The organism is Caldimonas tepidiphila, assembly GCF_003569765.1.
Taxonomy (GTDB): Bacteria; Pseudomonadota; Gammaproteobacteria; order Burkholderiales; family Burkholderiaceae_C; genus Caldimonas; species Caldimonas tepidiphila.
In genome coordinates, this window is record NZ_KZ983964.1 from 234 (window position 1) to 22,776 (window position 22,543).

16 protein-coding genes and 1 pseudogene are annotated in these 22,543 nt (G+C 73.0%); 11 read left to right on the top strand and 6 right to left on the bottom strand.

Going from position 1 to position 22,543, the window contains the following annotated elements; all coding sequences use genetic code 11:
• Positions 1–242: 242 nt before the first annotated feature.
• Positions 243–953, bottom strand: coding sequence for a Crp/Fnr family transcriptional regulator (locus D3A59_RS02745; protein ID WP_119153402.1), 711 nt, complete (start codon positions 951–953; stop codon positions 243–245).
• 56 nt (positions 954–1,009) lie between these two features.
• Between D3A59_RS02745 and D3A59_RS02750 the strand changes: the two genes are divergently transcribed.
• Positions 1,010–2,629, top strand: a complete 1,620-nt coding sequence (locus D3A59_RS02750) for an adenylate/guanylate cyclase domain-containing protein (RefSeq protein ID WP_119153403.1) — start codon at positions 1,010–1,012, stop codon at positions 2,627–2,629.
• A gap of 13 nt (positions 2,630–2,642) precedes the next feature.
• Here the strand turns inward: D3A59_RS02750 and D3A59_RS26620 are convergent, their stop codons facing one another.
• Complete coding sequence (locus D3A59_RS26620; RefSeq protein WP_157991374.1) at positions 2,643–3,299, bottom strand: TetR family transcriptional regulator; 657 nt, start codon at positions 3,297–3,299, stop codon at positions 2,643–2,645.
• Between the two features lie 140 nt (positions 3,300–3,439).
• Between D3A59_RS26620 and D3A59_RS02760 the strand changes: the two genes are divergently transcribed.
• The 7 genes from D3A59_RS02760 (at position 3,440) to D3A59_RS02790 (ending at position 13,624) form a co-directional block, all read left to right on the top strand.
• Positions 3,440–4,732, top strand: a complete 1,293-nt coding sequence (locus D3A59_RS02760) for an efflux RND transporter periplasmic adaptor subunit (protein WP_119153405.1) — start codon at positions 3,440–3,442, stop codon at positions 4,730–4,732.
• Positions 4,733–4,751: 19 nt separating this feature from the next.
• Positions 4,752–7,904 (top strand): efflux RND transporter permease subunit, encoded by a 3,153-nt coding sequence (locus tag D3A59_RS02765; RefSeq protein ID WP_119153406.1) that lies wholly within the window; start codon positions 4,752–4,754, stop codon positions 7,902–7,904.
• Positions 7,904–9,334 (top strand): efflux transporter outer membrane subunit, encoded by a 1,431-nt coding sequence (locus tag D3A59_RS02770; protein WP_119153407.1) that lies wholly within the window; start codon positions 7,904–7,906, stop codon positions 9,332–9,334. Before D3A59_RS02765 ends, D3A59_RS02770 begins: the two co-directional genes overlap by 1 nt.
• A 95-nt stretch (positions 9,335–9,429) precedes the next feature.
• The gene (locus D3A59_RS02775) at positions 9,430–10,137 is read left to right on the top strand and encodes a methyltransferase family protein (RefSeq protein ID WP_119153408.1); all 708 of its coding nucleotides are present in this window, start codon (positions 9,430–9,432) and stop codon (positions 10,135–10,137) included.
• Positions 10,138–10,678: 541 nt separating this feature from the next.
• A complete protein-coding gene (locus D3A59_RS02780) occupies positions 10,679–11,806 on the top strand; it encodes an ABC transporter substrate-binding protein (RefSeq protein WP_240635909.1) in 1,128 nt (375 codons plus the stop codon).
• A gap of 152 nt (positions 11,807–11,958) precedes the next feature.
• A complete protein-coding gene (locus D3A59_RS02785; RefSeq protein WP_157991375.1) occupies positions 11,959–12,330 on the top strand; it encodes a hypothetical protein in 372 nt (123 codons plus the stop codon).
• A 121-nt stretch (positions 12,331–12,451) separates the two neighbouring features.
• Positions 12,452–13,624 (top strand): GGDEF domain-containing protein, encoded by a 1,173-nt coding sequence (locus D3A59_RS02790; RefSeq protein ID WP_119153411.1) that lies wholly within the window; start codon positions 12,452–12,454, stop codon positions 13,622–13,624.
• Between the two features lie 34 nt (positions 13,625–13,658).
• Here D3A59_RS02790 and D3A59_RS02795 read toward each other — a convergent pair whose 3' ends face one another.
• The 3 genes from D3A59_RS02795 to D3A59_RS02805 all read right to left on the bottom strand — a co-directional run bounded on the left by D3A59_RS02795 (position 13,659) and on the right by D3A59_RS02805 (position 17,652).
• The gene (locus tag D3A59_RS02795) at positions 13,659–15,875 is read right to left on the bottom strand and encodes a hypothetical protein (protein ID WP_119153412.1); all 2,217 of its coding nucleotides are present in this window, start codon (positions 15,873–15,875) and stop codon (positions 13,659–13,661) included.
• Positions 15,876–16,000: 125 nt separating this feature from the next.
• Positions 16,001–16,837, bottom strand: coding sequence for an FRG domain-containing protein (locus D3A59_RS02800; protein WP_240635912.1), 837 nt, complete (start codon positions 16,835–16,837; stop codon positions 16,001–16,003).
• Between the two features lie 104 nt (positions 16,838–16,941).
• Positions 16,942–17,652, bottom strand: a complete 711-nt coding sequence (locus D3A59_RS02805; protein WP_119153414.1) for a TetR/AcrR family transcriptional regulator — start codon at positions 17,650–17,652, stop codon at positions 16,942–16,944.
• A gap of 130 nt (positions 17,653–17,782) precedes the next feature.
• On the opposite strand from D3A59_RS02805, the gene D3A59_RS02810 reads away from it, so the two are divergent.
• The 3 genes from D3A59_RS02810 to D3A59_RS02820 all read left to right on the top strand — a co-directional run bounded on the left by D3A59_RS02810 (position 17,783) and on the right by D3A59_RS02820 (position 21,369).
• Positions 17,783–18,772, top strand: a complete 990-nt coding sequence (locus D3A59_RS02810; protein ID WP_157991376.1) for a Bug family tripartite tricarboxylate transporter substrate binding protein — start codon at positions 17,783–17,785, stop codon at positions 18,770–18,772.
• A 137-nt stretch (positions 18,773–18,909) separates the two neighbouring features.
• Complete coding sequence (locus D3A59_RS02815) at positions 18,910–19,974, top strand: amidohydrolase family protein (RefSeq protein WP_119153416.1); 1,065 nt, start codon at positions 18,910–18,912, stop codon at positions 19,972–19,974.
• Between the two features lie 156 nt (positions 19,975–20,130).
• Entirely contained in the window at positions 20,131–21,369 is a 1,239-nt protein-coding gene (locus D3A59_RS02820) for an MFS transporter (RefSeq protein WP_119153417.1), read from the top strand.
• Positions 21,370–21,401: 32 nt separating this feature from the next.
• On the opposite strand, the pseudogene D3A59_RS02825 reads toward D3A59_RS02820, so the two are convergent.
• Positions 21,402–22,406, bottom strand: a pseudogene (locus D3A59_RS02825) (2-hydroxyacid dehydrogenase).
• Positions 22,407–22,543: the final 137 nt, after the last annotated feature.

The following is a 22,543-nucleotide window of genomic DNA, read 5'->3' on the forward strand; positions in this document are numbered from 1 at the left end:
CGCGGGCGGCGAATAGCGGGTCCTGGAGGAATGAGGAGCTCGGGGCGGCATGGCGGTCGGTCGAGTGAGGACGCGGGAACCCGTCACGGCGGCGACGGGGCGGACCGGCGCGAGGCGGCGCCGGGAACGTTTCGCAGTGTCCGGGGCGGGGAGGACGCCGTCAGTGCGTTTACGCACCGGCGCGGGCCGCCTCGCAAACGGCCTGGGCCGGCGCCTTCCTGCAAGGGCGGCTGCGGCCCGGTTCAGGCCTGGCTGCGCTGCGCCTCGACCGCGCGGGCGAGCCCGGCGACGTCGGTGACGAGCAGCGCGCGGCCGTCCCGGGCGAGCAGGCCCGAGCGCTGCAGGCGCGACAGCTCGCGCGAGACCTGCTCGCGGTAGGTGCTGATGCGGCTGGCGAGGTCGGCATGGCGCGGGGCCGGGTCGAGCCGCGCGCGGTTGTCCTGCACGCCGGCCTCGTGCGCGAGGCGCAGCAGCTCGGCCTGCAGGCGCGGCGCCACGCCGAGCGTGCTGAGCTCGATCACGCGCTCGGACAGGCTGCGCACCAGTCCCGCGAGCCGCTGCAGCACCTCGCGCGCGACGGCCGGCTCGCGCTCCAGCAGCTCGGCGAACACCTCGCGCGGCAGCACCGCGAGCTCGCTGTCGTCGAGCGCCTGCACGTCCGCCGAGCGCGGCAGGCCGTCGATCGCCGCGACCTCGCCGAACCAGTCGCCCGCGTTCACGTCGCGGAAGGTGACCTGGCGGCCGCCGGCGGAGTAGCTCGTCACGCGCACCCGGCCCGCGACGACGAGGTAGACGCCGCGGTCGCCGGACTGCCGGCTCACCACCTCCTCGCCCGCGGCGGCGCGCCGCCAGGCGCAGCGCTGCGCCAGCGCGTCGAGCCGCTCGTCGGTCAGGGCGGCGAGCAGCGCGATGCGGCGCAGTGCGGATGGCAGGGCTTCGGTCTTCGGCGTCATGGCAGGCGGGTCGGGAGGGCGCCTCGATTGTCCCCGCGCTCGGCGATGATTGCCGCATGCCGCTCACCCGACGCTCCCTCCGATGGACCACCGGCCTGGTGCTGCTGAGCTATGTCGGCACGCACCTGGCGAACCATGCGCTCGGGCTCGTGTCGCTGCCGGCGGCCGAGGCCGGACGCGAGGTCTTCCTCGCCGTCTGGCGCAGCCTGCCGGGCACGATCGCGTTCTACGGCGCGCTGCTGCTGCACCTGGGGCTGGCGATCGACGCGCTGCTCGGGCGCTTCACGCTGCGCATGCCCTTCACCGAGGCGGTGCGCCTGCTGCTCGGCTTCGCGGTGCCGCTGCTGCTCGCCAACCACTTCGTGTACACGCGCCTCGCGCACGAGTTGCATGCCTATCCCGATCCCTACGCCCGCATCGTCGCGGGGCTGTGGGCGCGCGACGGCGGCACGCGCCAGCTGCTGCTGATGGCGATCGCGTGGACCCACGGCTGCCTCGGGCTGCACCTGGCGCTGCGGCACCGCCCCGGCTACCGGCGCCGCTTCCACTGGGTGTTCTGCGCGATGCTGCTGCTGCCGCTGCTGGCCGCGCTCGGCTTCGTCTCGATGGCGCGCGAGCTGGAGGACCCGCGCACCGTGCATCCGGTGCTGCCGCCGCTGGCGGCCGGGCAGCGCCAGCGGCTCGACGCCACCACCGACGGCCTGCTGCTCGGCTTCGCGGCGCTCGGCGCGTCGGTGCTGCTCGTGCGCGGCGCGCACGGCTGGTGGCTGCGGGGCCGCGGCGCGCTGGTGCGCATCCGCTATCCGGATCGGGTGGTGACGGTGCCGCGCGGCTGGTCGGTGCTCGAGGCGAGCCGCGCGCACGGACTGCCGCACCTGTCGCTGTGCGGCGGCCGGGCGCGCTGCTCGACCTGCCGGGTGCAGGTGGACGCACCGCACCACGCTTGCAACCCGGTGTCGGACGAGGAGCGGCGCACGCTCGATCGCGTCGGCGCGGGGCCTGGCGTGCGCCTGGCCTGCCAGCTGCGCCCGGTGGCGGACATCGAGGTCACGCCGCTGTTGCCCGCGCGGGCCGCCGACGATCCGCTGCCGGCCCTGCAGACCGAGCAGGCGATCGCGATCCTGTTCATCGACCTGCGGCGCTGGACCGGCCTGGCCGAGCAGCATGCGCCGCACGACCTCGTGTACCTGCTCGACCGCTACTTCGACGCCGTGGGCGCGGCGGTGCGCGACAGCGGCGGCGTGGCCAACCAGTTCGTCGGCGACAGCGTGATGGCGATCTTCGGGCTGCGCAGCGGCCTGCCGGCGGCATGCCGCCAGGCGCTCGACGCGGCCGCGCGCATCGCGCGGCGGCTGGACGCGCTGGGCGAGCGCCTCGAGGGCGAGTTCGGCCACCGGCTCGACTTCGGCATCGGCATCCACTGCGGCAGCGCGGTGGTCGCCGAGGTGGGCTGGCGCGACACGCGCACGCTGTCGGCGGTCGGCGACGCGGTCAACACGGCGAGCCGGCTGCAGGAGCTGACCAAGCGCTTCGGCGTGCGCTTCGTCGTGTCGGCCGAGGCGGCGCGCCTCGCCGGGCTCGACACCGCAGGCGTGGCGGCCGAGCCGGTGCTGCTGCGCGGGCGCCGAACCCCGATCGAGGTGCTGCCGCTGCAGCGGCTCGGCGGTACGCCCTGAGCCGGGCGCAGCGCTACGGCCGCACGCGCCGGCCGTCCACGTGCACCTCGATCATCGCGTGCAGGTCCTCGAGCAGGTGCCGGTCGTGCAGCTGCAGCAGCGTCAGCCGCGCCAAGCCGCCGACGAAGCAGGCGGTCTCGAGCGCCGCGGCGCGCGGCGGCAGCCCCGCGCGCAACTCGCCGCGCTGCTGCGCCTCGCGGTGCACGCGCTCGAGCTTCTCGACCAGGCCCCGGTGCTTGGTGAGGTGCGCGGCGAGGTCCCCCGACATCGGGCCGACGTACTCGCACTTGAACACCATGATCTCCAGCACCTCGCGCAGCACCTCGCAGCCCGTCCAGGCCTCGACCAGCTGGGTCAGGAAGCGGTGCAGGCGGTCGAGCGGCGGCATCGACTGATCCTCGATCAGCAGGTCGTCAGAGCGCGCCATGTGCGGCAGCAGCGCGTCCTCGCGCATCGCCTTGAACAGCGCCCCCTTGTTCTCGAAGTGCCAGTAGATCGCGCCGCGCGTCACGCCGGCGGCATGCGCGATGTGCTCCAGGCTCGTGGCCGAAACGCCGCGCTCGTGGAAGGTGCGGCGGGCGGCCTCCAGGATCTGGCGGCGGGTCTGTTCGGCTTCTTCCTTGGTGCGGCGGGGCATGGCGGTGAAGGGCGTGTCATCGAAGCGACACACATACATTCGAGATTGTATGTATGATAGCCGGATTCTCCGGCGTGTCGACTTCGTGTTGTTACCGATGAAGTCGGGGGTCGCTTCCCCGTTCTCCGCCCGGCCCCGCTATTCCTCCCCTTCTTCTCCTGCAGGCGCTCCTCATGGTCCATGCACTCGATTCCGTTTCCGATCGGTCGCGCACCGCATCCCGCTTCCCCGGCACGCCGGGACTCCGCGCCGCGGGCGGGGCGATCGCCCTCGCCGCGCTGCTGGCGGTGGCGGCCTGCGGCCAGCAGCAGGATGCTGCCGCGCAGGGCGCCGCCGGGGGGCCGGGCGGTGCCGGCGGCCCGCCGCCGGCGATGCCGGTGGCCGTGCAGGAGGTGCGACAGCAGGCCGTGCCGGTGACGATCGAGGCAGTCGGCCAGGCCGAGGGCTCGAAGGAGGTCGAGGTGCGCGCGCGTGTCTCGGGCCTGATCGAGCGCCAGCTCTACCAGGAGGGCGAGCGGGTCAAGGCCGGCGCGCCGCTGTTCCAGATCGAGCGCGCCCCGTTCGAGATCGCGCTGGCGCAGGCGCGCGCGGCGCTCGCGCAGGAGACCGCGCGGGCCGAGCAGGCGCGGCGCGAGGCGCAGCGCCTGGCGCCGCTGGCCCAGGCGCAGGCGATCAGCCAGCGCGAGCACGACGAGGCGGTCGCAACGCAGCGCGCGCTCGAGGCCTCGCTGCAGGCGGCGCAGGCGCGGGTGCGGGAGGCGGAGCTGAACCTGTCCTACACGCTCGTGAACGCGCCGATCGCCGGCATCACCGGCCGTGCGCAGAAGTCGCAGGGCAGCCTCGTGAGCCCGGGCAGCGACTCGCTGCTGACCACCGTCTCCCAGACCGACCCGATCTGGGTGCGCTTCTCGTTCTCGACCGAGGAGCAGGAGCGGCTGCAGCGCATGGACGCCGCGCAGCGCCGCCAGGCCTCGGTGCGCCTGCTCGACGCGAACGGCCAGCCGATTCCAGACGCCGTGGGGCGGCTGAACTTCTCCGGCTCGACGGTCGACCCGCGCCTGGGCACGGTGGCGCTGCGCGCCGAGTTCCCGAACCCGCGACTTGAGATCCTGCCGGGCCAGTTCGTGCGCGCGCAGGTGGTGCTCGGCGCGCAGCCGGCGGTGCTCGTGCCGCAGGCGGCGGTGATGCAGGGCGAGCAGGGCCGCATGGTCTGGACCGTGCGCGACGGCAAGGCCACGCCGACGCCGGTGCAGGTCGGCGGCTGGGTCGGCCAGGACTGGGCGATCCGCGGCGGCCTGAAGGAGGGCGACCAGGTGATCGTCAACAACCTGATGAAGCTGCGCCCCGGCGCCCCGGTGGCGCCGCAGGCCGCGGGCGCTGCCGGCGCGCCGGCCGGCGCCGCCTCGGCTCCGGCCGCCGGGGCCTCCGCGCCCGCGCCGTCCACCACCGCCTCGGCCGCGCGCTGAGGCCAGGGAGTCCCCGCAGATGTTTTCCCGCTTCTTCATCGAGCGCCCGGTCTTCGCCGGGGTGCTGTCGATCATCATCGTGCTCGCGGGCCTGGTGGCGATGCGGATCCTGCCGATCGCGCAGTATCCCGAGATCGCGCCGCCCACCGTCACCGTCACCGCGGTCTATCCCGGGGCTTCCGCCGAGACGCTCGCGCGCACCGTGGCCGCGCCGATCGAGGAGCAGCTCTCGGGCGTCGAGGGCCTGCTCTACTTCAACTCGAGCGCCGCGTCCAACGGCCAGGTGACGATCACCGCCACCTTCGAGGTCGGCACCGACATCGACAAGGCCACCTTCAACATCAACAACCGGGTGCAGCTCGCCACGCCCCGCCTGCCCGACGAGGTGCGGCGCAACGGCGTGACGGTGGCCAAGCGCTCCAACAACATCCTGCTGGTGGTGGCGCTGAACTCGCCGCAGGGCACGCGCGACACGCTCTTCCTGTCGAACTACATCACGCAGAACGTGCTCGACGAGATGAAGCGCATCCCGGGCGTCGCCGACGCGACGATCTTCGGCGCGCGCGAGTACTCGATGCGGCTGTGGCTCAAGCCCGACCGCATGGCGCAGCTCGGCATCACGACGGGCGACATCGCTGCCGCGGTGGCGGGCCAGAACGCGCAGTTCGCCGCCGGCAAGATCGGCGCGGAGCCCGCGCCGGCGGGCCAGCAGCTCAACTACACGGTGACCGCGCGCGGACGCCTCGTGCAGCCGGAGGAGTTCGGCAACATCGTGCTGCGCGCCTCCGGCCCCGGCGGCACGCTGCGCCTGAAGGACGTGGCGCGCATCGAGCTCGGCGCGCAGAGCTACGACCAGACCAACAGCGTCAACGGCCAGCCCGCGATCGCGTTCGCGGTCTTCCTGCAGTCGGGCGCCAACGCGCTCGACGTGGCCGACGGCGTGAAGGCGCGCGTGGCCGAGCTCAAGCGCGACCAGTTCCCCTCCGACGTCGACTACCTGATCCCCTACGACACCACCACCTTCGTGTCGGCCTCGATCCACGAGGTGGTCAAGACCATCGTCGAGGCGGCGCTCATCGTCGTGCTGGTGGTGTTCGTGTTCCTGCAGACCTGGCGCGCGACGCTGATCCCGATGCTGGCGGTGCCGGTGTCGCTGCTCGGCACCTTCGCAGGTCTCTGGCTGTTCGGCTTCTCGATCAACACGCTCACCCTCTTCGCGATGGTGCTGGCGATCGGCATCGTCGTGGACGACGCGATCGTCGTGCTCGAGAACGTCGAGCGGCTGATGCGCGAGGAGCGCATGGCCCCCTTCCCGGCGGCGGTCGAGGCGATGCGCGAGGTCTCCGGTGCGGTCATCGGCATCGTGCTGGTGCTGTGCGCGGTGTTCATCCCGGTGGCCTTCATGGGCGGCATCGCCGGCCAGCTCTACCGCCAGTTCGCCATCACGGTCGCGATCTCGGTGGTGCTGTCGGGCGTGGTCGCGCTCACGCTCACGCCGGCGCTGTGCGCGCTGCTGCTGAAGGCGCACGACCACGGCCACGGGCCGCTCGCGCCGCTGTTCGACCGCTTCAACCGCGGCTTCGACTGGCTCACCGGCCGCTACCTGTGGGCGGTCAAGGGCGCGCTGCGCTGGCGTCTCGTCGCGCTGCTGGCCTTCGCCGGCATCCTCGCGCTCGCCGCGCTGCTGCTCGCGCGCGTTCCCGGCAGTTTCGTGCCGCAGGAGGACCAGGGCTTCGTGATCGCCGCGGTGCAGCTGCCCGATGGCGCGACGCTCGAGCGCACCAGCCGCACCACCGAGCAGCTGCGCCAGATGATGAAGGACAACCCGGCGATCCAGAACTTCTTCATCGTCAACGGCTTCGACCTGATCGGCGGCGGCGCCAAGAGCAGCTCGGCGACGATCTTCGTCGCGATGAAGCGCTGGGAGGAGCGGCAGCAGACCTCGGCGCAGCTCGCGCAGGAGATGAGCGGCAAGGGCTTCGCGCTCGCCGACGGCATCGCCTTCGCGTTCGTGCCGCCGTCGATCCAGGGCTTGGGCCAGGCCGGCGGCTTCGAGGTCTTCGTGCAGGGCCGCACCGATGCCGACCCGCAGCGCCTCGCGCAGGTGACCAACGAGTTCATGGGCGCCCTGCGCGAGCACCCGGTGCTCACCGGCATCAACACCTTCTACCGCGCGTCGGTGCCGCAGCTGCGCGTGGACGTGGACCGCGAGAAGGCGCTTGCGCTGGGCGTGCCGGTCAACGACGTGTTCGCGGCGCTGCAGGCGCAGATGGGCTCGCTCTACGTCAACGACTTCAACCTCGGCGGCCGCACCTACCGCGTGACGATGCAGGCCGACGCGCCCTACCGCGCGCGTCCCGAGGACCTGGGCGCGATCTACGTGCGCTCCGCAGGCAGCGGCCAGATGATCCCGCTCAAGGCGCTGATCCGCGTCGAGAGCATCGTCGGCCCCGAGCAGCTCGAGCGCTACAACGGCTCCATCGCCGCCAAGGTGATGGGCAGCGGCAAGCCCGGCTACAGCTCGGGCGACGCGATCGCGGCGGTCGAGGAGGTGGCCGCGCGCGTGCTGCCCGCCGGCTACGCGATCGAGTGGACCGGCCAGGCCTTCCAGGAGAAGCGCACCGGCAACGCCTCGGTGTTCGCCTTCGGCTTCGCGCTGGTGATGGTCTACCTGATCCTCGCGGCGCTGTACGAGCGCTGGGGCGTGCCGCTGGCGGTCGTGCTCGCGGTGCCCTTCGCGCTGACCGGCGCGCTGGTCGCGGTCGCCTTGCGCGGCATGGAGAACGACATCTACTTCCAGATCGGCCTGGTGGTGCTGATCGGCCTCGCGGCGAAGAACGCGATCCTGATCGCCGAGTTCGCGATGCAGGGCATGAGCGAGGGCAAGAGCGCGCTCGACGCGGCGGTGGAGGCGGCGCGCCTGCGCTTCCGCCCGATCGTGATGACCTCGCTCGCCTTCATCTTCGGCGTGATCCCGCTCGCGATCGCCTCCGGCGCGGGTGCGGCGGCGCGCCAGTCCATGGGCACCGGCGTCGTCGGCGGCATGCTCGTCGCCACCTTCGTCGCACCGATCTTCATCCCGCTGTTCTTCGCGCTGCTCACGCGCAAGCCGCGACCCAAGCACACCCACGGCCACGAGCTCAACGGCCCGGCCGCCGAGGAGGCCGTCTGATGCGTCCGAACTTCTTCCCGTCCCTGCGTGCGCCGGCGGCGCTCGCGGTCGCCGCGCTGCTGTCGGCCTGTGCCGCCGTCGGCCCCGACTACCGTCGCCCCGAGGCGCCGCTGCCTGCGGCCTTCCCCGGCGAGGCCGCAGCCGCCGTCGAGGCGCCGGCCGCCGCGGTGCCCGCCGACTGGTGGACGCTGCTGCGGGACCCGCAGCTCGACGCGCTCGTCGACGCGGCGCTCGCGCGCAACGCGGACCTGCTGCAGGCGGCCGCGCGCGTCGAGCAGGCCGACGCGCAGCTGCGCGAGGCCGGCAGCGCGCTGTTCCCGAGCGTCAACGGCAGCGCGAACGGCTCGCGTGCGCGGCGCTTCGTCAACGGCCAGGCCGTCACCGGCACGAACCTCGGCCTGAGCCTGTCGACCGCGTTCGAGCTCGACTTCTGGGGCCGGCTGCGCCGCGCCGACGAGGCGGCGCGCGCGCAGGCGCTGGCCTCGCGCCATGCGCGCGACACGGTGCGGCTGACGGTCGCGGCGCTGACCGCGCAGGCCTACCTGTCGCTGCGCTCGCTCGACGAGCAGATCGCGATCACGCGCGAGACGCTGCGCACCCGGGACGAGCAGCTGCGCGTGCTGCGCAGCCGCGTCGAGGCGGGCGTGAGCGGGCGGCTCGACCTGGACCAGTCGCAGGTGCTGCGCGCCGACGCCGCAGTGCAGCTGCGCGAGCTGCAGCGCCAGCGCGCGCTCGCCGCCTCGCAGCTCGGCCTGCTCGCGGGCGAGCCGGGCCTGCAGGTCGGCGAGGGCCGGCTCGGCCAGCCGGTGCCGGCCGCGCCGCCTGCGGGCCTGCCGTCCTCGCTGCTGCTGCGCCGCCCCGACGTGCAGCAGGCCGAGCAGCGGCTGGTGGCGGCCAACGCGCTGGTCGGCGTGGCGCGCGCGGCGATGTTCCCGTCGCTGTCGCTCACCGGCGCGCTCGGCGGCGAGAGCCCCGAGCTGTCCAACCTGCTCGACGCCGGCTCGCGCATCTGGTCGCTCGGCTTCGGGCTGACGGTGCCGCTGTTCAACGGCGGGCGGCTCGCTGCGCGCACCGACCAGGCCTGGGCGGTGCAGCGCGAGGCGGTCGCCGCCTACCAGGGCGCGGTGCAGTCCGCCTTCCAGGACACCGCCGACGCGCTCGCGACGCTGCGCGCCGCGCGCGAGTCCGAGGCGGACGTGCAGCAGCGCTGGCAGGCGAGCGCCAACGCGCTGAAGCTCGCGCAGATGCGCTACGACGCCGGCTACTCGGCCTATGTCGAGCTGCTCGACGCGCAGCGCACCGCCAACGCGGCGCGGCTCGAGGTGGTGCGCAACCGCGCCGCGCAGCTCGCCGGCACGGTGGCGCTGTGGCGCGCGCTCGGCGGCGGCTGGAGCGCCGACGCGGAGGACCGGGCGGCGGCAGCGCGCTGAGCGCGGGGCACCGGGCTGTCCCCGGCCCGGTATCGCGCTTGCTGGTCAGGCGGCACCCGTCGCGCGACGGGTGCCGAAAACCGGAGAAGCAGCCGATGCGCACCGCCCTGAAGATCGTCCTGGCCACCGCCGCCTTCGCCGCCGTGCACAGCGCCCTCGCGAGCCACGCCGCCAAGCGGGCGGCCGCGAACGTGCTCGGCGAGCGCCGCCAGCGCGCGCTCTACCGTCCCTTCTTCGTCGCGCAGGCGCTGCTGACCACGGCGGCGCTCGCGCGCTACGGCTCGCGCCTGCCCAAGCGCACGATCTACCGGCTGCACGGGCCCGCCGCATGGCTGTGCCGGGCGGGGCAGGCGGCGGCGCTGCTGCAGGTCTGGGCCGGCGCCCGCGAGGTGGGCGTGATGCGGCTCACCGGCCTCGACGGCCTCGCGGCGTGGCGGCGTGGCGGGGAGCCTCCGGAGCCGCCTGCGGCGCAGGGGCCCGAGCTGGACCCGGCGAGCGGGCGCCTCACCGACGGCGGTCCCTTCCGCCTCAGCCGCCATCCGCTGAACTTCGCCGGCGTGCCGCTGTTCTGGCTCACGCCGCACCTGACCACGCGCCGGCTCGCGTTCAACCTCGCCAGCACTGTCTACTTCCTCGCCGGCTCGGCGCACGAGGCGGCGCGGCTGCGCGCGGCCTACGGCACGCGCTACCGCGCCTACGAGGCCGGCGGCGTGCCCTTCTTCTTCCCGCGGCTGCGCGTCGCGCAGCCCGACCGGCCGCCGCTGCCGCCGGCGCGGAGCGCGGCAGGCCTCACGGCACCCTGACTGCGTTGCGCCCCTCCGCCTTGGCGCGGTAGAGCGCGGCGTCCGGCCGCCGCGCACCTCGCCGCCGTCCAGCGGACCGTGGACATGGGGCGGCGAGCAAGGCGACTTCGTGCTGCCTCTCGCGCAGGTGCTCTGCCAAGGGGTGGCGATTTGGTGCGAGAGCCGCGCCAGTGCCTCGCTGCATTTCTGACGCGCCGCTTTCATCCGGTTGGGGTGTTTACTCTATTCCCCGGAAATACCGCTTCGTTTCTATCCCCTGCGCCGATGTGCCGGTCCTGCCCGGCCTCGCGCGCCGCATTGCGGAATGCCTGGCGAATGCCTTCCGGAAGTGAAACCCCTTCTTGAAACGAGAGTGGAGGCTCCCCGAGGACCGGGAGGTTTGCGACGGGGAGGCCGCCAGAGGAGAGGCAGGAAAGCCGAAAACCCGGAGGCAGGCCCGAATAAGTGGAATCACGGATGCATTTGCGCCCGCAGGCTTGTTCGGCCGAATCGCTCCCGATAGCATCATTGTTTCCAGGTGTTTCAATAAAAAGGAGGGGTGATGGCAATGCGTATGTTTCGTCTGCTCGCCGCGGCGGCACTTTTCTGGGTGGCTTCCGCGTCCGGGGCCGGCGAGATCGTGATCGGGCAATCCGCCCCGCTCTCGGGCTCGCTTGCCAGCACCGGCAAGGAAATGGCCCTCGGCGCACGGATCTATTTCGACACGGTGAACGCGCAGGGCGGCATCGGCGGCCGCAAGATCCGCCACGTCGTGAAGGACGACGGCTACAAGACGGAAGAGACGGTGCGCCTGACGCAGGAGCTGATCGAGCAGGACAAGGCGGTGGGCCTGATCGGCTATGCCGGCACCGGCAACATCTCGGAGCTGCTCTCGCAGGGCGTGCTCGCCTCGCGCAACGTGCCGCTGGTGGCGCCCTACACCGGCGGCGAGCCCTTGCGCAGCCCCTACAACCCCTACATCTTCCACATCCGCGCCGGCTACGCCGACGAGATCGAGCGCATGGTCGAGCAGTTCACGAGCGTGGGCATGAACCGGATCGCGGTGTTCTACCAGAACGACGCCTTCGGGCTCGCCGGCGTCGCCGGCGCGGAGAAGGCGCTGGCCAAGCGCAAGCTCGCGCTGGTGGGCCGCGGCAGCTACGAGAAGGGCAGCGAGGACGTGACGGCCGCGGTCGAGGCGCTGGCCCGCACCTCGCCGCAGGCGGTGCTGATGGTGGCCGTGATGCGGCCCGCCGCCGCCTTCGTGCGCCAGTTCCGCAAGGTGAGCCCCGGCACCCAGATCTTCAGCATCTCGGTGATCAACGGCAAGGACCTGTACGCGCTCGCCGGCGGCGATGTCGCGCGCGGCGTCGGCATCACGCAGGTCGTACCCTCGCCGTTCAGCGGCGCGCAGAAGGTGGTGCAGGAGTACCGCGCGGCGCTCGCGCAGCACGCGCCCGACGCCGCGCCCTCGTACGCGAGCTTCGAGATGTTCCTCGGCGCCAAGGTGGTGGTCGAGGGGCTGCGCCGCGTGAAGGGCGAGTTCACGCCCGAGGCGCTGATGAAGGCGCTGGAGACTGTCGATGCCGACCTCGGCGGCTACGGCGTGCGCTTCGGCCCCGGCCACCGGCTCGGCTCCGGCTTCGTCGAGGTGACGCTGCTGCGCAGCGGCGGCGTGCTCGGCAAGTGAGCGCGCCCTCGATTCATGCGCAGGATTTAATGCTCTCCCGCGTTCGACGGCGCTGAGGGGGCGTCTCCCGCCGGACAATCGCGCCGCCGGGCGCCTGCCCGGCGCGGGCCGGCGTGCCGGGGCACGACCGGCCGGACCCGTGGAGAGATTCGATGAATGTCATGGACATGCCCGATGTCGAGGAGCTGAGGGCGATGGCGCGCGCGGCCTTCGAGACGCTGCGCAGCAACCCGCCGACGCTGACGCTGTCGCAGGCGGCGGGCACGCTGGTCTTCGTGCAGAACGAGCTGCGCCAGATCGGCAGCGAGCGCGTCTACCAGGAGGAGTGCCGCCGGCACGAGCTCCTCAAGCGCGGCTTCACGCCGCCCGACGATTTCGCGCAGGCGCTGCCGGCGGGCACGCAGCCCGAGGAGCTGAGCGACGCGCAGTGCGACGAGCTGCGCCGCTCGCCCGGCTCCTTCAACGACATGGTGCGCGCCATCTACCGCGCCGGCTGGAACGCGCGCGGGCAACTGGAGGAGTAGCGCCCACGGCGCCGCAAGTGTTACATTCCGTGACCAAGCGTGCGTCCGGCCGACAGGACTCGACCCGGGCTGTTCGAACGAGCCGTTCCCGCATCCCCTGCGGCCCCTTGCCTCCGAGGGCATGAATCTCGACATCCAGACCCTGTTCGTCATGATGCTGGCGAACGTGTTCACCGTTTCGCTGGCCCTGCCGGCCCTGATGGGCTGGCGGGTGAGCCGGGCCGCGCGCTTCGCGCAGGGCTCGGGCCTCGTGCAGGCGATCGGCTGGGCCTGCTTCCTGGTGGCCCGGGCGCTCAACGATCGCCTGTTCTCCACGCTGTGGATCGGCTGCCTGGGGCTGAGCTTCGTGCTGCTGTGGCGGGCGCTGGAGCTGTGGCTCGGGCCGCGGCCGGCGCGCGGCTGGCTGCTGCCGCTGGCGCTGCTGACGCCGCTCGGCTACGGCCTGGGCTTCGAGCACTACGCCTTCCGCGTCGGCTGGTCGAACTTCGGGCTGGCGCTGCTGATGATGCTCGTCTGCCTGGCGCTGGTGGCCCCGGCGCCCCAGGGGAGCTGGCGCTGGCGCGGGCTGATCCTCGCCAGCGTCGCGGCGCTCGCCGGCGTGACCGCGTGGCGCGGCGTGCTCGGCGCCTTCTTCACCGAGCTCTATCCCTATCTTCGCGCCCCCCACCCGGTGAACGTCGCCGCGGCGGTGCTCAACCATGTCGCGCTGACGATGACGACGATCGGCGCGCTGGCGGCATGGCGCGAGGAGGCCGAGCGCGAGCTGAAGTTCCAGGCCGAGACCGACGGCCTCACCGGGCTGATGAACCGCCCGGCCTTCCTGGCGCGTGCCGAGGACATGCTCGCGCTGGCGCGGCGTCACCGCGACAAGCTATCGCTGCTGCTGATCGACCTCGACCATTTCAAGCAGATCAACGACCGCGGCGGCCATGCCGCCGGCGACCGCGCGCTGCAGTTGTTCGCCCATGCGCTGCGCCTGAGCCTGCGCCGGGGCGACCTGGTCTGCCGCTACGGCGGCGAGGAGTTCTGCGTGCTGCTGGCGCGCTCCGAGCCGGGCGCCCGCGCGCTCTTCGATGCGCGCCTGAGGGCGGCGCTGCGGGAGCAGATCCGGAGGGAGGAGCCGCAGGCCCCCGACTTCAGCTTCAGCGCCGGGGGCGCGGTCTTCGACGCGCAGGACGACTCGCTCGACGCGCTGCTGCGGCGTGCCGACGCCGCGCTCTATCGCGCCAAGGAGGGGGGGCGGGGGCGCCTGGTCGAGGACGAAGGGGTGCCGCTGCTGGCCCGGGTGGCCTGAGCGGGGCGGGGGGCCGCGGCCGGCCGGCGGCGATTCACGGCCGCGGCGCAGCGGCCGCGCCGGGCGGCGCTGCCGCCGGGTCCGGGGAGGTCGGCCGCGGGAAGTCGAGCAGGCCGGCCTGCCAGGCGAGCCCCAGCGCCGCGATCACGAGACCGAGCGCGAGCGCCGCATAGAGCCCGCCGTGCCGCTCGGCGAAGGGGTCGCGCAGCCGCAGATCGGCCCCGCGCGGCAAGCGGGCCGTCTCCGACAGCGAGGCGCCGAGCGGGACGTTGATGCGCATGCGGCCGTTGATCGCCCAGCCGCTGGCGTCCAGCAGCGGCGCGAGGCTGCGCTGGCGCAGCTTCAGCCACGCGATCAGCATGCTCGGCCCCGAGATCGCGAGCACGATGCCGAGCACCGCCACCGGGATCCACCAGCCGAGCTCGACGAACTTGGCGAACACGCCCACCGCCACCGTGCTGAGGCTGCCGAGGGCGACCCCGAGCGCCGCGACGGTGCCCACGTCCACCCGCCGCGCCGCCCCGGCCGACGCCGCGGCCGCTGCAGGCGCCGCGGCAGCCCCGGCGGCCGGGGCTGCGGGTGCGGAGGCGGGCGCCACCCAGCGCGACGCCAGGCTGCTGAGCTTGCCCTGCGCCTCGGCGTCGCTCGCCGCCGCGCGCTTGGCCACCATCTCCTCCAGCATGCGCAGGAACTTCTTGTAGGGCGCGAGGAAGGCCTGCCGGATGCTGATCGGGTTCTCGATCACCTTGGTGATCGTCGCGTCCCAGTCGCGGCCCTTGCGGTCGTAGAAGACGCCGTTGCGCCCCACCATCAGGAAGTCCACGTCGCCGGCGGTGAAGGCCGCGGCGATAGACATCTTCTCGCCCTGGCGGCTGCAGTCGCAGTAGGCGAGGTAGGTGCGCGCGAGGCCCGCGAGCGCGGCATGGCGCCCGGCATCGTTCACCTGCACGGTGAGGTCGCAGCTGCGCGCGTCGAGGTAGAGCGTGCCGGCCTGGAAGATCGCGGTGCGGCGGTGGTAGAAGTCGGAGAAGGACACGAAGTTGTTCAGCAGCCGCACCAGGTCGCGCTGGAACAGCACCAGCCGCTCGAGCGCCTGGATCTGCGTCCACTGCGGCTCGACCTCGGCGTCCCGGCGGATCAGCGCGTCCACTGCCTCCCTGAGCGCGGGCTCCAGCAGCTCCTGCAGCCGTGCCGGCTCCAGCGCGGCCAGCAGCGTGCCGGGCTTCTCCGCCAGCCAGGCCTCGCAGGGCTGGAGCCGCTCGCGCAGCCGGCGCCAGTCCGCCTCGTGCAGTTCCGCGAGCGGCGCGCCGAGCAGCGGCTCGGCCGCATCGCGGCGCAGCGCCCCGATCGCGCCGACCCAGGCCGGGTTCAGGCCCTCGTGCAGCGGCAGCGCGCGTCCCGGCGCGACGGTCGCGAGCGGCAGCGCGGCGATGCTCTGCGAGTCCGCCCTCAGCGCCTCGGACGCCATCGCTTCGTAGTCCTCCTCGGACGGGTTCAGCGCGGCCGCGGCGCGCGCGTCGTAGGCGGCGACGCGGCAGCGAGCGAAGAAGTCCTCGACCTTGTCGCGCACGGCCGCCACCGCCTCCACCGCGGCACGCGTGCGCTCGGCCAGCGGCAGGATGCCCGGCACGCAATCCGTGCGGCGCTGCCATTCGGCAAGCGCGGCGGCCTGCGCGAAGAAGGCGTCGGCCCGCGCCTGGTCGATGCCCGGCCGGCCGCTGCGGTCCGTGATGCCGCCCTGGGTGTCGATGATCTCCTGCAGCACGCGGCGCAGCGCCTCGTCGTCGCTCGCCTCGACCGGCACGATGCCGTCGCCGTTGAAGGGGAGGGCGTCGAACTGGCGCATGCGTTCGCGCACGTCGTCGAGCCGGATCGTGTCGGCGTCGGCCTTGCCGAGCCAGGCCAGCGTGCGCCGCGCCTCCTCGACGAGCCGTTGGCCGTCCTCGGTCGCGTCGTTGATCGACTCGAGCGGCACCTCGTCGCCGCCGGCGAGCAGCGCGTCCGGGTCGCGGAAGTGCTCGCGCACCCAGCGCGAGGCCTCGATCAGCTCGGGCGGGCGGATGCGGCCGTCCTTGTCGCCGTCGAGCAGCTCGAGCGTGCGCGGGTCGAACTCGATGCCGTGCGTCGGGCAGGCGAGCGCCACCCAGAGCTTCTGGTCGAGCTGCTCGAGGTTGACGATGTCGGCGCCGCTGCGGATCACCACCTGTTCCACGCCGCCGGCGCGCACGAACTTCCACCGATGCTGCTCCATCCCCCCGCGTCCTCTGAATTCGTTACGCGCGCCATTGTGGTCAGCCGGGTTCGCGCAAGGGGCGCAGGGCCTCCAGTGCCCGCGTTCCACCCGGGCAAGGCGCCGGACCGCGGCGCGGTCGGGGCTCAGCCGGGGAAGGGCCCCTCGTCGTGCCGGTGCGGGACGGGGGCGCCCGGCTGGCGCTCGACGTACTCCTCGACGAGGCGCTCCCAGATCACCTCCAGCTCGTAGCCGAGCGAGCGCGCCATGCCCTCGAGGTCGGGGAAGAGCGTCGCGTAGGTGACGTTCATGCGGTAGAGCGCGCGCATCGCCGTCTCGCGCACGGACAGCGGCAGCACGAACTTGTACAGCAGCTCCTGCGGCGGGCCGTAGGCTTCCAGGAGCATGTCGATCGGGCGGTCGAGCATGCCCGGCACGACGAAGAGCCCCGACTGCGCCATCAGGCGGCTGTCCATCTCCGACGGCTCGCCGAACCACATCATCGGGCTGCGGTTGCCGATGAAGTAGCGCTCGAAGTTGCCCGGCACGCGCGGGTCGATCCGGTCGCGCGTCAGGCTCGGGTCGAAGCGCGGCGTGAGCGACCACAGCGCCGGCGTGTTGAGCGCGAACACCGCGACGTCGGTGTCGGCGTTCTCGAGCGCGAAGAAGGCCGCGACGAAGGGCGACTTCGTGAAGTCGAGCAGCCGCGTCGGCGCGCCGTGGTGCTGCATCAGCGCCAGGCAGCGCAGGTCGTTCTCGAGCGCGGTGCTGTTGCGCAGGTAGATGTGTGCCTTGCGGCGGAAGATGCGCATCGCGCGCTCCTCGCGCAGCGGCCACAGCCGCTGGTCAGGGCAGAAGAGCTGGAGCCGGCGCGTCAGCGAGCTGACGAGCGGCCAGTGCGCCGCCACCTGTCCGCGGAAGGCCCAGCCATCGAGCTCCTCGGTCCGCTCGACGAATTCCTTCCAGCTCGACAGCAGGATCACTTTCAAGGGCAGACCTCCTCGTTGTCTCCGCGGGGCGCGGCGCCTTGGAAGGCACGAGCAAGTGCCGGGCCTTCGCACCGGCACGCGCCTTCGCGGCCCGCCGATCAGCGGGCGCGGGGGGGCGGGCGGTTCAGCAACCCCCGCATGCACAGCTCGAGCAGCTCGTGCAGGCGCGCCAGGCCCTCGCCGGCCTGCGGCCGCTCGTCCTGCAGCCAGCGGCGCACCTCGATCAGGTAGATGCCGAGGAAGAGCGAGGCGGCGCGCTCGGGCGGCACGCCCGGATCCACCTCGCCCTGCCGCTGCGCGTCGCGCACCAGCGCGACGAGCTGCTCGTGGATCACCGCGCGGCGCGCATAGAAGCGGCGCGTCTCCTCGCCCTGCTCCCCGCCCTCGCGGCCGAGGAAGTCGAAGGTCTCGCGCACCGCGGGGCGCGACAGGCGCGGCTCGCTCGCCCAGTAGCGGTAGCGGAGCTCGAACAGCGCGCCCAGGCGCTCGAGCAGCGGCCCGGGGCTCTCGAGGACGGCCCGGCCCTCGGCGGTGATCGCGTCGAGCTCGTCGTTGACGATCGACAGCAGCAGGTCGCGCTTGTCCTTCGCATAGACGAACACCGTGCCGATCGAGACCTCGGCGCGCGTGGCGATCTCGCGGGTCGTAGCGGCCTCGTAGCCGTGCTCGACGAAGACCGCCTTCGCCGCGTCCATGATGCGCCGGCGCTTGTCGAGCTTGCTCTGCTCGCGCCGTCCGGGGCGCGCGGGAGGGGGACTGCGCTCGGGGGTCGGAAGTGCGGCGTCCTGGGACATGATCTTGGTGTGCATCGCGGGCGGAAATCATAGGCCCCGCGGACCGGGAACCCTTGTCTTGACATGTATTTTGAGCATGATTAATCTTGAGCGTGCTCAAAAATCAACGCGTCCCGCCCGATGGCCGGCACGCCAGGAGACAACCGTGTACGACTCCTTCGATTCCTCCCGGAACACGCGCCGCCTGCTGCTGAAGGCCGGCGCCCTGACCCTGCTCGGCGCTGCCGGCCTGGGTGCCCGCGCCGCGCAACCGGTGCGGATGGTCATTCCCTTCACCCCCGGCACGACGCCCGACCTGATCGCACGCCTGCTCGGCCCGAAGCTGCAGGCGAGCCTGGGGCAGCCCTTCGTCGCGGACAACAAGCCCGGCGCCTCCGGCATGCTCGGCATGGACGCGGTCGCGAAGGCGCCCGCCGACGGCAGCACGCTCCTGTTCGGCACCTCGACGGCGCTGACGCTGCCCTTCGTCTACCGGAAGGTGCCCTTCGACGTGCTGACCGCCTTCACGCCGATCACGATGATCGGCACCACCAACTTCGCGCTCGTCGTGCACCCCTCGGTGCCGGCGAAGAACGCGCGCGAGCTGGTGGCCTGGGTGAAGTCGCAGCCGGCGCCGGTCGACTACGCGTCGCCGGGCAAGGGCACCTTCCAGCACCTGACGATGGAGTGGATCGCCCACCTCGCCGGCATGGACCTGCGCCACGTGCCCTACCGCGGCTCGGCGCCGGCGGTGACCGACCTGCTCGGCGGCCACGTCAAGCTGCTGATCATGCCGCTGCACGTCGCCGCGCCGCTGGCCGCCGACAACAAGCTGCGCATCCTCGGCGCGACGCGCCGCACGCAGGACGCGGCCTATCCGACGGTGCCGCCGCTGCACCAGAGCGGCGTGCCGAACCTCGACGCCGACGCCTGGTACGCGGTGTGGGGTCCCAAGGGCATGTCGAGGGATCTCGTCGGCCGCTACAACACCGCGATCCGCGCCGTGCTGAACGAGCCCGACTCGAAGGCGACGCTGGAGAAGCAGGGCGTGTCGGTCCAGACCGGGACGCCCGAGGAGCTGGCGCGCATCGCGCAGGCCGAGCACGACAAGTGGGGCCGGCTGATCAAGGACATCAAGCTGCCGCAGGAGGAGTGAGCCGCCGGCGCGTCCCCGCACGCGCCGCGCCTGCTTCGCGCCGGTCCGCCTGAGGCGGCGGCCGCCCCTCCGATCCTTCCTTCCCGCGCGGGCGGGGCCGCCGTGCCCCGTCCCGGCGCATCACTTCCGAGACTCCGATGACCGAATCCCTTGCCCCCCAGAAGCCGAAGCCGGTGCCCTACAAGCGCATCGCCACCGAGGAAGCCTTCGCCCCCGCGGAGATGATGGCGATCTACCGCGAGATGATCGAGAAGAAGGTCGTCGACGACCCCGGCTTCAACACGATGTGGGGCTTCTACCTCGGCGGCACGAGCGAGCGCTCGCGCCACATCGAGGCCTGCATGTCCGACCTCGACGACCTGCGGCTGCGCCACATGGACGAGGCGGGCATCGACATGCAGATCCTCGCGCTGACCGCGCCCGGCGTGCAGATCATGGACCGCGACACCGGCACGAGCTTCGCGCGCTTCGCCAACGACCAGCTCGCGGCGGCGGTGAAGCGCCACCCGACGCGCTACGCGGGGCTGGCGGCGGTGGCGCCCCAGGACCCGGCTGCGGCGGCTGCCGAGATCCAGCGCGCCGTGACGCAGCTCGGCCTCAAGGGCGTGATCATCAACTCGCACACCCACGGCGAGTACCTGTCGGACACCAGGTTCTGGCCGATCTTCGAGGCCGCCGAGGCGCTCGACGTGCCGGTCTACCTGCACCCGAACAGCCCGCCGCGCGGCATGATCGGCCCGATGCTCGAGTGCGGCCTCGACGGCGCGATCTTCGGCTTCGGCGTCGAGACCGGCATGCATGCGCTGCGCATCATCACCTCGGGCGTGTTCGACCGCTTCCCGAAGCTGCAGCTCATCCTCGGCCACATGGGCGAGGCGCTGCCCTTCTGGCTGTACCGGCTCGAGTACATGCACAAGGCGACCGTCGCCTCGCAGCGCTACGAGGCGATCAAGCCGCTGCAGCGCCGCATCGGCGACTACATGCGCGAGAACATGCTGATCACCTGCAGCGGCATGGCCTGGGAGCCGGCGATCAAGTTCACGCAGTCGGTGGTCGGTGCCGACCGCGTGCTGTACGCGATGGACTACCCCTACCAGTACTCGCTCGACGAGGTCAACGCGCTCGACGCGATGCAGATGGACGACGCGACCAAGCACGCCTTCTTCGAGGGCAACGCGCGGCGCGTGTTCAAGCTCGGCTGAGCGCACGACGCCGCCTCCGCGCTGCCCGCCGCTGCGGGCGGCCCGCCCGGCGCCGGCGGGGAGGGCGCCTGCCGCCCCGCCTCCCGAACCCCGCTGCGCCCGCCCCGTGCCGCACCCCGCGGGCCGCGGCAGCACCCCCCACCCACCGGAGTCCCCTTGACGGCCGCCGCCTCCGCATCCGCCCCGCCCGCGCTCGCCCCCGTCCCGGCCCTGGCCATCCTCTGCCTGAGCCTCGCGGCCTTCGGCAGCGGCATCAACATGCGGCTCAACGACGCGCTGCTGCCGCAGCTGGCGACCGAGTTCTCGGTCGGGCTGGGGCAGGCGGCCGCGGTGACCAGCGTCTTCTCGATCGCCTACGGCATCGCGCAGCTCTTCGTTGGCTCGCTCGGCGAGCGCTTCGGCAAGTTCCGCCTCGTGGCCGGCGCCTGCCTCGGCTGCGCGCTCAGCGCGGCGCTGTGCGCGCTGGCGCCCGACTTCGGGCTGCTGCGCCTGCTGCGGGGGCTCGCCGGCATCATGGCCGCCGCCGTCATCCCGCTGTCGATGGCCTGGATCGGCGACGTGGTGGGCTACGAGCGGCGCCAGCCGGTGCTTGCGCGCTTCATGATCGGGCAGATCCTCGGCGTGTCCGCCGGCGTGTGGATGGGCGGCTTCGCCGCCGACCACCTCGACTGGCGCGCGCCCTACTTCGTGCTGGCCGCGCTGTTCGCCGCGGTCGGCGTGGCGCTGTTCCTGCTCCAGCGCCGGCTGCCGGCCCACGCGAGGGCGACGCGCGTCGAGCCCGGCTCGCCGCTGCAGCGCATCGCGTCGGACTTCCGGCAGGTGTTCGCCGGGCGCTGGGCGCGCGTGATCCTGGCCTGCGTCTTCCTCGAGGGGATGCTGCTGTACGGCCCCTTCGCCTTCATCGCCGCGCACCTGCACGTGACCTTCGCGCTGTCGCTGGCGATGGCGGGCACGCTGCTGATGCTGTTCGGCCTGGGCGGGCTCGGGTTCGCGCTCGCCTCGCGGCGGCTCGTCGCCGGGCTCGGCGAGGTGGGGCTGGCGCGCCAGGGCGGGGCGGTGGCGGCGGCCTCGCTGCTGCTGCTGGCCTACGCGCCGGCCTGGGGCTGGGTGGTGCCGGCCTGCCTCGGCGCCGGCGTCGGCTTCTACATGCTGCACAACACGCTGCAGGTCAACGCGACGCAGATGGTGCCCGAGCGGCGGGGGCCGGCCGTGTCGGCCTTCGCGGCCTGCTTCTTCCTCGGCCAGGCCGCGGGCGTGTCGCTGTCGGGCTGGCTGTCGGCGCGCATCGGCACCGCGCACGTGATCGCGCTCGGCGCGCTCGGCCTGCTGCTGGTCGCGTGGGCCTTCGGCACGTGGCGGGCGAGCAGGGACCGTTCCGCAGCGCCCGCGACCTGAGGGGAGAAGGGGCCGCAGCCCGGCTGCGTTCCTCAGGCGGGCGCTTGCGCCGTCACCGGATGCAGCGGCCGCCCGCCGTCCTCGAAGGCCGACAGGTTGCCGAGCGTCGTCGCGGCGATCGCCGCGAGCGCGTCCTCGGTGAAGAAGCCCTGGTGGCCGGTGACGATCACGTTCGGGAAGGTCAGCAGCCGCGCGAACACGTCGTCCTAGATCACCGTGTCCGACAGGTCGCGGAAGAACAGGCCGTCCTCCTCCTCGTAGACGTCGATGCCGAGGCCGCCGAGCGTGCCGGCCTTCAGCGCGCCGATCACGGCGCGCGTGTCGATCACCGCGCCGCGGCTGGTGTTGACGAGCAGCGCGCCGGGCTGCATCGCCGCGAGCGCCTGTGCGTCGATCAGGTGCCGCGTGCGCGGCGTGAGCGGGCAGTGCAGCGTCACGATGCGGCTGTCGCGCAGCAACTCGGGCAGCGCCACGTAGCGTGCTCCCGCGGCCGTGCAGGCCGGGTCGGGCTGCGGGTCGAAGGCGAGCACACGGCAGCCGAAGCCGGCGAGGATGCGGATCACCGCAGCGCCGATGCGGCCGGTGCCGACCACGCCGACGCTGCGGCCGTGCATGTCGAAGCCGAGCAGCCCCTCGAGCGCGAAGTTGCCCTCGCGCACGCGGGCGTGGGCGCGGTGGATCCTGCGGTTGAGCGCGAGCATCAGCGCGAGCGCGTGCTCGGCCACCGCGTGCGGCGAATACTCCGGCACCCGCGCCACCGCGATGCCGAGCGACTGCGCCGCCTCCAGGTCGACGTTGTTGAAGCCGGCGCAGCGCAGCGCCACGAGCCGCACGCCCAGGCGCGCGAGCCGCGCCAGCGCCTCGGCGTCGGCGCGGTCGTTGACGAAGATGCAGACCGCCTGCGCGCCCTCGGCTGCCGCCGCGGTGTCCGCGTCGAGCCGCGCCTCGAGGTAGGCGAGCGCGTGCCGGCCGCCGGCGTTGGCCGCGTCGAGGAAGCGGCGGTCGTAGGAACGGGTGCTGAAGACGGCGACGCGCATCGGAGGGCTCCTTCGCGGGCGATGCGGCGGACCCTAGCACAGCCCCGCCGCGGCCGGCCCATGAAGCGGCAGGGGACTATCCGGGCGCGCCGGTGCCCGGCACCGGGGACGACGCTGATGCGCGGGCACGGAATCCG

What these genes read in the sequence shown, in the direction of transcription:
- D3A59_RS02745 (WP_119153402.1), bottom strand. Translation starts at nt 953, where the DNA reads ATGACGCCGAAGACCGAAGCCCTGCCATCCGCACTGCGCCGCATCGCG.
- D3A59_RS02750 (WP_119153403.1), top strand. Translation starts at nt 1,010, where the DNA reads ATGCCGCTCACCCGACGCTCCCTCCGATGGACCACCGGCCTGGTGCTG.
- D3A59_RS02760 (WP_119153405.1), top strand. Translation starts at nt 3,440, where the DNA reads ATGGTCCATGCACTCGATTCCGTTTCCGATCGGTCGCGCACCGCATCC.
- D3A59_RS02765 (WP_119153406.1), top strand. Translation starts at nt 4,752, where the DNA reads ATGTTTTCCCGCTTCTTCATCGAGCGCCCGGTCTTCGCCGGGGTGCTG.
- D3A59_RS02770 (WP_119153407.1), top strand. Translation starts at nt 7,904, where the DNA reads ATGCGTCCGAACTTCTTCCCGTCCCTGCGTGCGCCGGCGGCGCTCGCG.
- D3A59_RS02775 (WP_119153408.1), top strand. Translation starts at nt 9,430, where the DNA reads ATGCGCACCGCCCTGAAGATCGTCCTGGCCACCGCCGCCTTCGCCGCC.
- D3A59_RS02780 (WP_240635909.1), top strand. Translation starts at nt 10,679, where the DNA reads ATGGCAATGCGTATGTTTCGTCTGCTCGCCGCGGCGGCACTTTTCTGG.
- D3A59_RS02785 (WP_157991375.1), top strand. Translation starts at nt 11,959, where the DNA reads ATGAATGTCATGGACATGCCCGATGTCGAGGAGCTGAGGGCGATGGCG.
- D3A59_RS02790 (WP_119153411.1), top strand. Translation starts at nt 12,452, where the DNA reads ATGAATCTCGACATCCAGACCCTGTTCGTCATGATGCTGGCGAACGTG.
- D3A59_RS02795 (WP_119153412.1), bottom strand. Translation starts at nt 15,875, where the DNA reads ATGGAGCAGCATCGGTGGAAGTTCGTGCGCGCCGGCGGCGTGGAACAG.
- D3A59_RS02805 (WP_119153414.1), bottom strand. Translation starts at nt 17,652, where the DNA reads ATGCACACCAAGATCATGTCCCAGGACGCCGCACTTCCGACCCCCGAG.
- D3A59_RS02815 (WP_119153416.1), top strand. Translation starts at nt 18,910, where the DNA reads ATGACCGAATCCCTTGCCCCCCAGAAGCCGAAGCCGGTGCCCTACAAG.